General features: G+C 69.2%; 9 protein-coding genes. 2 read left to right on the top strand and 7 right to left on the bottom strand.

All coding sequences use genetic code 11. The features are described from left to right. On the top strand, window positions 1-1137 hold a 1137-nt coding region (locus ABFS34_14840), incomplete at its 5' end, for a dCTP deaminase (GenBank protein ID MEN8376701.1). Here ABFS34_14840 and ABFS34_14835 read toward each other — a convergent pair. Then, the gene (locus ABFS34_14835; GenBank protein MEN8376700.1) at window positions 1073-2518 is read right to left on the bottom strand and encodes a cbb3-type cytochrome c oxidase subunit I; all 1446 of its coding nucleotides are present in this window, start codon (window positions 2516-2518) and stop codon (window positions 1073-1075) included. The genes ABFS34_14840 and ABFS34_14835 overlap by 65 nt on opposite strands. Next, window positions 2515-3273: a c-type cytochrome gene (locus tag ABFS34_14830; GenBank protein MEN8376699.1), complete on the bottom strand. Its 759-nt coding sequence runs from the start codon at window positions 3271-3273 to the stop codon at window positions 2515-2517. The genes ABFS34_14835 and ABFS34_14830 overlap by 4 nt, the downstream gene beginning before the upstream one ends. Before the next feature lie 165 nt (window positions 3274-3438). On the opposite strand from ABFS34_14830, the gene ABFS34_14825 reads away from it, so the two are divergent. Further along, the gene (locus tag ABFS34_14825; protein ID MEN8376698.1) at window positions 3439-4527 is read left to right on the top strand and encodes a carboxypeptidase-like regulatory domain-containing protein; all 1089 of its coding nucleotides are present in this window, start codon (window positions 3439-3441) and stop codon (window positions 4525-4527) included. A gap of 20 nt (window positions 4528-4547) precedes the next feature. On the opposite strand, the gene ABFS34_14820 is transcribed toward ABFS34_14825, so the two are convergent. From ABFS34_14820 to ABFS34_14800, 5 genes are all read right to left on the bottom strand, one after another. Then, window positions 4548-5306 (bottom strand): succinate dehydrogenase/fumarate reductase iron-sulfur subunit, encoded by a 759-nt coding sequence (locus tag ABFS34_14820; GenBank protein ID MEN8376697.1) that lies wholly within the window; start codon window positions 5304-5306, stop codon window positions 4548-4550. 17 nt (window positions 5307-5323) lie between these two features. Next, window positions 5324-7255, bottom strand: coding sequence for a fumarate reductase/succinate dehydrogenase flavoprotein subunit (locus ABFS34_14815; GenBank protein MEN8376696.1), 1932 nt, complete (start codon window positions 7253-7255; stop codon window positions 5324-5326). Continuing rightward, window positions 7252-7929 carry a succinate dehydrogenase cytochrome b subunit gene (locus tag ABFS34_14810; GenBank protein MEN8376695.1) on the bottom strand — a complete coding sequence of 226 codons (678 nt, stop codon included), beginning with the start codon at window positions 7927-7929 and terminating at the stop codon, window positions 7252-7254. The genes ABFS34_14815 and ABFS34_14810 overlap by 4 nt, the downstream gene beginning before the upstream one ends. Before the next feature lie 49 nt (window positions 7930-7978). Further along, window positions 7979-8914, bottom strand: coding sequence for a malate dehydrogenase (gene mdh / locus ABFS34_14805; protein ID MEN8376694.1), 936 nt, complete (start codon window positions 8912-8914; stop codon window positions 7979-7981). A gap of 323 nt (window positions 8915-9237) precedes the next feature. Next, window positions 9238-9678 (bottom strand): HNH endonuclease signature motif containing protein (locus ABFS34_14800; protein MEN8376693.1); only part of this gene is annotated, 441 nt, incomplete at its 5' end.

The following is a 9678-nucleotide window of genomic DNA, read 5'->3' as shown; positions in this document are numbered from 1 at the left end:
CCGGACCACCGGTTGCTGCTCCGCGATGGGCGACTCATGGCCGCGGACGAACTGCGCCCGGGGACATCGCTCATGCCGCTGTACCGGACGTACGCCCGAGGCTACGAGTCCGTCTACCAGCCGCTCAACGGCCACCTCTACCCCGCGCACCGCCTCGCCGACGAGTGGAACCTCCGTCACGGACGCTACGAGGACGCGCCAGACACGCATCGTCATCACGTGGACGGCAACCGCCGCAACAACGTCCCGTGGAACATCGAGCGGATGGACGCTGGCGCACATATCCGACTCCACAACGCGGAATCATACGGGGACGACTTCGACCCCGATGAGCACTCCGCGGCGATCAAGGAGGCGTTCGAGCGGCTGCGTGAGGATCCCGCGTGGGAGGAGCGATTCGCCGAGGCGCAACGCCGCCGGGCGATCGAATTTTGGCACGAGCCGGAGTACGAGCAGGCGCGTCACCTACTGTCGGTCAAGAAGCGCGAGGCCTGGACCGAGGCGCACAAGGCGGCCGCGGCGAAGAGGATGCACGCCAGGTATGCACGACCCGGGGCCCGTGCCGAGCACTCGCGCCGGATGGAGGAAGCGTGGCAGCGCGATGACGGTACGCGCCGGGCGATGCAGGCCGAGATCGCGCGCAAGATCCGGCTGCGCGAGGAGATCGACGCGGACACGGTGCGCTCCGCGCTTGACGCTACCGGCTCGATTCGTGGGGCCGCAAGGTACCTGGGGTGTGATCGATCGGTGTTCCGCCGGTTCCCCGATGTCCTGGCCGCCTTCCATGGCCGCCCGCGCCACCTCGCCAATCACAAGGTCGCGCGTGTCCGCTCACTCCCCGGCGATCACGATGTCTACTGCCTCACGGTCCCGGAGGCCGGCAACTTCGCGCTGGACGCAGGGGTGTTTGTCCGAAACTGTGGCATCATCGTAAATGTTACGCCCTTGGAGCCCGAGTGGGAGGGCCACCTGACGCTCGAGATTTCGAACACGACACCCCTCCCCGCGAAGATCTATTCGAACGAGGGCATCGCCCAGCTACTCTTCTTCGAGGGCGACGAGCTTCCGAGCATCACCTACGCGCAGCGGAGCGGGAAGTATCAGAAGCAGGAGGGGGTGACGCTGCCGCGGATGTAGCCCCACGCTCGACCACAACAAACCGCTCGAACGACGCCGGCAATAGCTTCCTCAGCAAGAGTACGAAGAATACGACCGCCACGCCGCCGGTAACCGCGAAGACGACGCCGCTCGAAGCACCAAGCCACGCCGGCGGCACGTAGGTCTCGCCGGGCGCGAAGGTCATGCGCGTGAAGCCGGTGACCAGACCAGCCACGTGTAGCCACACCACCAGCGCCGCGACCGCCAGGTTGAGCCCCACGATGCTGCGCCGAATCGCGGCCGTGTCGAAGCGCACCGGGTCGCCGCCGCGGTCGCCGAACAGCTCCGCCAGGAGCCAGAACGCTGCCCCCAGCAGGATCATGGTGTCGATGCCGATGGTGGCGCCCATGGCGTGGCCGGTCACCACGTAGGTACCGTGGATAATGGCGTTCGCCGGCGGGATGGAGATCAGCACCGCCGAGAACAGGATGGCCACCGTCCACCACTTGGCCGCCGTGAAGCTCGTCCGCGCAGCCGATTGCCGCCCTTCGGCACGCGCCTGGATCACGCACCACAGATCCCACACCGCGCGCGTGAGGATGATGATCTCCGTCATGCTCACCACGAAGGAGATCCAGTTCACCGCGGCGCGCTGCGGCAGGTGGTAGGAGTGGTGGCCGAAGTTGGTGAACGAGTTCAGCAGGCCCACGAAGAACAGCGCGTACGCGGTGCGCGACTGACAGTAGCTCGAATCCCGGCTTATTCTCTCGCCGACGTAGTAGATCGTCCCGTACACGAACAGGTTGAAGCTGCCCACCAGCGAGCCGGTGGCCTTCCACTGGATGCGGAGGTCGTAGACCGGATCGGCGAAGACGCCCGGCAGCAGGTAGGCGTGCTGCTCCAAGAACGTCCACGCGAACAGGATGAACGCCACGCCCCACATGGTCACGTAGATCGGCAGACGCCAGAAGCGGCGACCCACGACGCGGAAGAAATTCCACAGGTAGCAGAACCACCCGGCGAGGATGAGCGCCGAGAACAGGGGGTGGAAGCCGACGTACTCTCGCCCCGAGGTGACCCGGAACAGCAGCGTCACCACGATCCCCGCTCCGGCGAGCCCCCACGCCCCGACCTGGACGCGAAGGCGCAGTCGATCCCCCGCGCTGGCGGGTCCGCCGTACTCCTCCAGGAATCGGTGCACCACCGCCGCGCCGGCCAGGAAGATCCAGGCCACCGCGAACGTCGTGTGGATGGGCCGAAGCTGCCGGAGGTCTAGCCCGATCGACTGGAAGTACGGCGCCAGCGCCGGGATCGAGTACAGCGCGCCGAGCAGTCCCGCCGCGAGCGCGACGCTCAGGGCGACGAACGAACCGCGCATGAAGGTGACGGTCGCGTACTGGCGCGACGCGGCGCCGCTCACCGGTACTCCCACCAGGGGATGGCCCCCCAGTCGATCGTTCGATCCCGGGCGATGGAGGCGAACGCCGAGTCGACCGCCTCGCGTTCGGCGGCCAGCCATTGCAGGAACGCGACCACGTCCTCGAGGTCGGCGCCGGCGAGCCCGGATGGCGGCATGCCGAGGTCCGAACGGCCGGCCGTCAGCACCCCGCGCAGCTCGTCCGCATCGAGCCGGGTCGCCGCGAGCGACAGATCCGGGGCGCCCACTGCGGACGCGGCGAGAGGCTGGTGACACCCGACGCACGCGCCCGTCCGTACCAGCCGCCACCCGCGCTCCGGCCCGCCACCTAGGAGCGGCGCGACCGCCCGGTCGAATCGGTCCCACGGCGCGGCGACGCCGGCCTCCCCCAGGCGGAGCTGACCCCGCCCCAGCTCCGGGCGATCGAGGGCACGCAGGAACTCGCGCAGGTCGGCGATGTCGTCAGAGGAGAAACGAAACGAGGGCATCTGCCCGCTCCCCACCGTGAGCAGCGAGGCGAAGCGCAGGGTATCGACCCGGCTGTATGCGTTGGTGAGGTCCGGCCCCAGAAAACCACCCTGCCCGTAGACCTGGTGGCACACCTGGCACCCGTTGCGCTGCCAGAGCTCGCGTCCCCGAAGCGCTTCGGCGTCGAGCGAGCCGGTCGGCTCGTCGCTGTAGACCAGAGTTGTCTGAATGAGGAAGGCGGCGACCAGCAGGGCGAAACCCGCCCACTTTTCACCCGGCCGCGCCGTCACGCCTAGAGGCTCCTACATCGGCAGGTGCCAGAACCACTCACCATCGTCATTGAGCCTCCCTCGCGGGCATCGTGGTCGGGGTGGCGGGAAAAAGAAGGTAGGACGGGTTTGTTCGCCAGGGGTTGGGCCGAGATTCCCGCGTGTGGTGTACCACCTGGCTCCACAATGACCACACGGGAGCATGCAATGCCATGCCGTCGCCCATCTTCCGCCTTTCCCGCCGCCAACGCCACCGCGCTCTGCTTGTGTGTTGTCCTCACAGCGCCCGCGACCGGGGTTGCCCAGGACTCAGGTGTCTTCGCGGGCGCGGTCGTCGCCGCGGAGAGCCGCGCTCCCCTTCCGGCGGCGTTGGTTTACTTGCCGGACGCACGCAGGCGGATCCTCACCGGAACCGATGGACGATTCCGAATCGACGGGCTCGAACCGGGCGTTCACCGGGTTCTGGTAGAGACCATCGGACGGGTCACTGTGGACACCACGGTCGTCGTCGGAGCCCCCGGGATAAGCGTCGTCCTGCCGATGGCCGCCCGGGCCATCGCGCTCCACGGCATCGACGTGGACGTGGCCCCCTGCAGTGAATCGGGATTCGACGCAGCGGCGGGCTCGGCCGAAGCCGCCGCTGTGCTGGATGAGCTCAGGAAGAACGCCGAGCGGTATCGCGCTACGCAGGAGATCGAGGCGCCGGTTCTCGTGATGCAGAGAGACCAGCGCTTGCTTCGGCGAAACGGTCGGGTCGCCCGCCAGCGCACGGACACCATCGCTGCCGACACGACCGCGTCATCCTACAGGCCGGGCGAGGTGCTGGTGGCGAACGTCCCACAACTCATCGGCCTTCCCAGCACCCACAAGATGCGCCTGCCCGGTTTTCAGACGCTAGCGAGTGACGCTTTCCAGGACGCGCACTGCTTCCGATACCGGGGGCTCGACGAGCGCGACGGCGAGCGCCGTATCCGGATCGAGTATGTCCCGCTGTTGTCCATCCGAACTCCGGATGTTCGTGGGTCGGTGTACCTGAACCCCCAGACCTTCGTCGTCACCGAGGCTACGTTCGTGCTCACCAACGTGCCGTCGACGATGCCCAACCTGCGATCTCTGACCGCAACCGTCCTCTACGACGAGCCCGTGCCGGGCCGCGTGCTGATCCGCGAGATCCGCTCGGAGCAGCTCCTTGCGGACCGACGAACGCCGACCGCGCTCGAGCTGCAGAAGCGGGTCGAGTATCGGATCAGGGAGGAGGTGTTGGGGTCGGCATGAGTGGAGGATTGGAATCTGCGTCAGCTTGAACTTTCCGCACCCCTCAGCACCGCCCCAAGCCAGTCCCGGTTCAACCGTGCGATGTAATCGACCTTGATCCCCTTGGGACAAACCTCCTGGCAGGCCCCGTGGTTCGTGCAGTGGCCGAAGCGCTCGTCGTTCATGGCGGCGACCATGCCCAGGGTGCGGCGGTCCTTCTCGGGGGCGCCCTGCGGGAGGACGTTCAGGTGCGCGGCCTTGGCGGAGGTGAAGAGCATGGCGGAGGCGTTGGGGCAGGCGGCCACGCAGGCGCCGCAGCCGATGCACTCGGCGGCGTCGAAGGCGAGGTCGGCGGCGGCCTTGCCCACCGGGATCGCGTTGGCGTCGGGGGCGGAGCCGGTGCTGGCGGAGATGAAGCCGCCGCCCTGGATGATCCGATCGAAGGCGGTACGGTCGACGATGAGGTCGCGGACGGGCGGGAAGCCTTCGGAGCGCCAAGGCTCCAGGCGGATCTCGTCGCCGTCCTTGTAGTGGCGCATGTGGAGCTGGCACACCGTGGTGCCGGGCTCGGGGCCGTGCGCGACGCCGTCGATCATGAAGCCGCACATGCCGCAGATGCCCTCGCGGCAGTCGTGGTCGAACGCGACCGGATCCCTGCCCTCCAGCGCGAGCCGCTCGTTGAGGACGTCGAGCATCTCCAGGAAGGACATGTGCGGGCTGACCTCCTTTACCGTATGCGTCTCGAAGGCGCCGGCGCTCGAGGCGTCGGGCTGCCGCCAGACACGCAGCGTGATGGTCATGTCGTCCCCGCCGCCGCTCACTTGTAGCTCCTCTGCGAGGGCGGTACGTGCGCGAAGCGCAGCCGTTCCTTGTGCAGGACGGGCTCGCTCCCCTGCCCCATCCACTCCCACACCGACACGTGCGAGTAGTCCTCGTCGTTGCGCTTGGCCTCGCCCTCGTCTGTGGTGTGCTCGACGCGGTAGTGCGCGCCGCACGATTCGTCGCGCTCCAGCGCGTCGCGGCACATGAGCTCGGCGAACTCCATGAAGTCGGCCACGCGGCCGGCCTTCTCCAGCGACTGGTTCAGGTTCTCGGCGCTGCCGGGCACCTTCACGTCGGCCCAATACTCCTCGCGCAGCTCGGGGATGCGCTCCAGCGCCTCGCGCAGGCCAGCCTCGTCGCGAGCCATGCCGCAGGCCTCCCAGACCAGCTTGCCCAGCTCGCGGTGGAAGTCGTCGACCGTCCGCGAACCATCGACCGCCAGCAGGCGCTTGGTCCGCTCATCCACCTCAGTCGCGGCCTCGTCGAACGCCTCGTGCCCGGTGCTCACGTCGTCCAGCCGGGTGCGCCCCAGGTAGTCGCCGATGGTCGCGGGGATCACGAAGTAGCCGTCGGCCAGCCCCTGCATGAGCGCGCTCGCGCCCAGGCGATTGGCGCCGTGGTCGCTGAAGTTGGCCTCGCCCGCGACGTGCAGCCCGGGGATCGTGCTCTCCAGGTTGTAGTCCACCCACAGCCCGCCCATGGTGTAGTGCGGCGCCGGGTAGATGCGCATGGGCACGGCGTAGGGGTCCTCGCCGGTGATCTTCTCGTACATCTCGAAGAGGTTGCCGTAGCGCTCCGAGATGACGTCCGCGCCCAGGCGGTCGATGGCGTGCTGGAAGTCCAGGTACACGCCGTTCTTCATCGGCCCCACGCCCTTCCCCTCGTCGACCATCTCCTTGGCCCGCCGCGACGCGATGTCGCGCGGGGTGAGGTTGCCGAAGCTCGGGTAGAGCCGCTCCAGGTAGTAGTCGCGCTCGGCTTCGGGAATCTGCCCGCCGGCGCGCCCGTCCCCGTCGCCCGCGGGCACCCAGATGCGGCCGTCGTTCCGCAGCGACTCGCTCATCAGAGTGAGCTTCGACTGGTACTCGCCGCTGGTCGGGATGCACGTAGGGTGGATCTGCGTGAAGCACGGGTTGGCGAAGCCGGCGCCGCGCTTGTGGGCGCGCCAGGCGGCGGTGACGTTGCAGCCCTTGGCGTTGGTCGACAGGAAGAAGACGTTGGCGTAGCCGCCGGTGGCCAGCACCACCGCGTCCGCCGCGTGGCGCTCCACCTCGCCGGTGACCAGATCCCGCACGATGATCCCGCGCGCGCGCCCATCGACCACGACAAGATCGAGCATCTCGTGGCGCGTGAACATCTCCACGGTGCCCGCGTCGACCTGCCGCTCGAGCGCCTGGTAGCAACCCAGCAGGAGCTGCTGGCCGGTCTGGCCGCGGGCGTAGAAGGTGCGCGCCACCTGCGCGCCGCCGAACGAGCGGTTGTCCAGCAGCCCGCCGTACTCGCGCGCGAACGGGACGCCCTGCGCCACGGCCTGGTCGATGATGTTCACGCTGAGCTGCGCGAGCCGGTACACGTTGGCCTCGCGCGAGCGGAAGTCGCCGCCCTTCACCGTATCGTAGAACAGTCGCCAGACGCTGTCGCCGTCGTTGCGGTAGTTCTTGGCGGCGTTGATGCCGCCCTGCGCGGCGATGCTGTGCGCGCGCCGCGGGCTGTCCTGGAAGCAGAAGCACTTCACGTTGTAGCCCTGCTCGCCCAGCGTGGCGGCGGCCGCGCCGCCCGCGAGCCCGGAGCCCACCACGATCACGTCGTACTTCCGGCGGTTCGACGGGTTGACCAGCTTCATGGCGAAGCGGTGCCGGTCCCACTTCCGCTCGATCGGCCCCCCGGGGACGTTGGCGTCGAGGTCCCAGTTGGGGGTCGCGCTCATGACACCACCCCCGTGGCGATCGCCAGCGGCACCGCCGCGAATCCGAGGCCGACGATCACCGCGATCCCGATCGACACCGGGCGCCGGTAGCGGTCCAGGCGCGGGTAGTCGAGCCCCAGCGTCTGGGTCGCGCTCCAGATGCCGTGGTAGAGGTGCAGCGCGACTGCCGCGGCGGCTCCCAGATAGACGGCCGCCATGGGCCAGCCGCCGAGGCCGACCACGAGATTGTGGTAGACATCCCCCTGGACGAAGTCGGGGTGCGCGTCGCCCGTGGTCAGGTGCAGCAGGTGGAAGATCACGAACAGGAAGATGAAGACGCCCGCCCACGCCATCGTGAGCGAGGTCTTCGAGAATACCTTGCGCTCGTAGCTCCGGTAGCCGGTGCGGCGGGCGTCGCGCGACTTGCCGGCGACGGACAGCCAGGAGACGACGTGCACGCCCAGCGCGAGCAGGAGGATCACGCGGCTGGCCCACAGCGCGGCGCCGTGCGGCACCAGGGGGGAGCCCACCTCGCGCAGGAACGCGGCGTACTCGTTGATCTCGGCGGCGCCCTCGAACAGGTGCAGGTTGCCGGCCATGTGCGCCACGACGAAGCCCGCCAGTACGATCCCCGACAGCGCCATGACGATCTTCTTGCCGACCGTCGTGGAGTACAGCTTCGTCGCCCTGCTCATGCCGCGCCCCGCCTCCCGTCGTCGGTGACCGTCCGTTCCGTCGGCGCCATCAACCCAGGTTGGCCAGCGCGTCCATCGTCGACCGGACCGCCTGGGCGCTGCCCGCCAGCTCCGCGGCCTCGGCGTCCGTCAGCTCGACTTCGAGGATGTGCTGCAGCCCACCCCGGCCCAACTTACAGGGAACCCCCAGGAATATCCCCTCGTGCCCGTACTCGCCCTCGAGGTAGGCCGCGCACGGCAAGATGCGGCGCTTGTCGCGCACGATCGCCTCGACCATCTGGGTGGCGGCGGCGGCGGGCGCGTAGTAGGCGCTACCGGTCTTGAGGTGGCCGACGATCTCGGCGCCGCCCCTGCGGGTGCGCTCGATCAGCGCGTCGATGCGGTCGCGATCCAGGAGCTGCGTGAGCGGGATGCCGCTGACCGTCGTGTAGCTCACCAGCGGCACCATGGTGTCGCCGTGCCCGCCCAGCACGAGCGCCTGGATGTCCTCCACGCTGACGTCCAGCTCGCTGGCGATGAACGCGCGGTAGCGGGCGGTGTCGAGCACCCCCGCCATGCCGATGACGCGCTCGCGGGGGAAGCCCGTGACGTCCTTGGCCACGTACGCCATGACGTCCAGCGGGTTGGAGACCACGATCACGATCGCGTCGGGCGAGCACGAGCGGACCTCCCTGGACACGCTTTCGACGATGCCGGCGTTGATCTTGAGCAGGTCGTCGCGGCTCATGCCCGGCTTGCGCGCGATCCCGGCGGTGATCACGACGATCCCCGAGTCGGCCGCGGGCCCGTAGTCGTTGGCGCCGACGACGCGAGTGTCGAAGCCCTCGATGGGCGCCGACTCCCACTGGTCCAGGCCCTTCCCCTGGGGGATCCCCTCGGCGATGTCGACCATCACGACCTCGCCCGCGAGCTCCCGGAGGGCGATCCCCTGTGCGGTGGTCGCGCCGACGTGGCCTGCGCCGACCACGGTGATTCTGTCGATCATGGAATGCGGTGTGTACTGGGTGGATCTCGGGCCGCGCAACCGTCGAGGCCGGCGGCCTCCCCCGCGACTGACGAAGCCGCCCGGGTCGGCGCGAAACCTACCCCGGCGGGGGGGTGCGGTCAACGAGCGAAGGAGGGGCGATCAAGGGGCTGCGGTCGACAGGCGCGGGCCCGTTCCTGGTCGCCCTTTCGGGCGACGGAATTGGGCGCGACCGGCAGGGACGCGACGGGCCGCAAGGACGGGCGCGGGACACGCGCCGCGGAACGGCCGCTCGAGCGTCCCGCCTCACGGGATCGGCGCGGCTGTCTCGGCCACCGTCCCCCTCAGCACGCCGCCGCCGCTTCTTCTTCCGCCTCGGCCTCCTCCTCGAGCGCGTCGCGCGCGCGGGCCTCGACCGGCCACGGCACGTACGAGTCGCGCGTCCAGCGCGCCGCGCCGCTCCTGTGCAACGGCCGGTCGAGCCGGGGCTTCACAGTTGGGCGCGGTGATCCCGGGCCGGGCGCCGTCCTCGCGCCGATCCCACCGTTCACCCCGCGCGGCGCGTCGTAGAGCGCCCTACCCCTGGGCGTGAAGAAAACGACAGATCTGTCTTCGCCCAGGCACACCCGTACCCGGCCCTCGTGCACCGCCCTGTGATGCCTGCGGCACAGCAGCACCAGGTTCCGCAGGCTCGTCTCGCCGCCCTCTGCCCAGTGCACGACGTGGTGGCCGTCGGTGAAGCGGCCGGCGCAGCCCGGGAAGCGGCAGCCCCGGTCGCGCGCCTC

The organism is Gemmatimonadota bacterium, assembly GCA_039715185.1.
Taxonomy (GTDB): Bacteria; Gemmatimonadota; Gemmatimonadetes; order Longimicrobiales; family RSA9; genus DATHRK01.
This window is presented reverse-complemented; position numbering and strand designations above follow the sequence as displayed.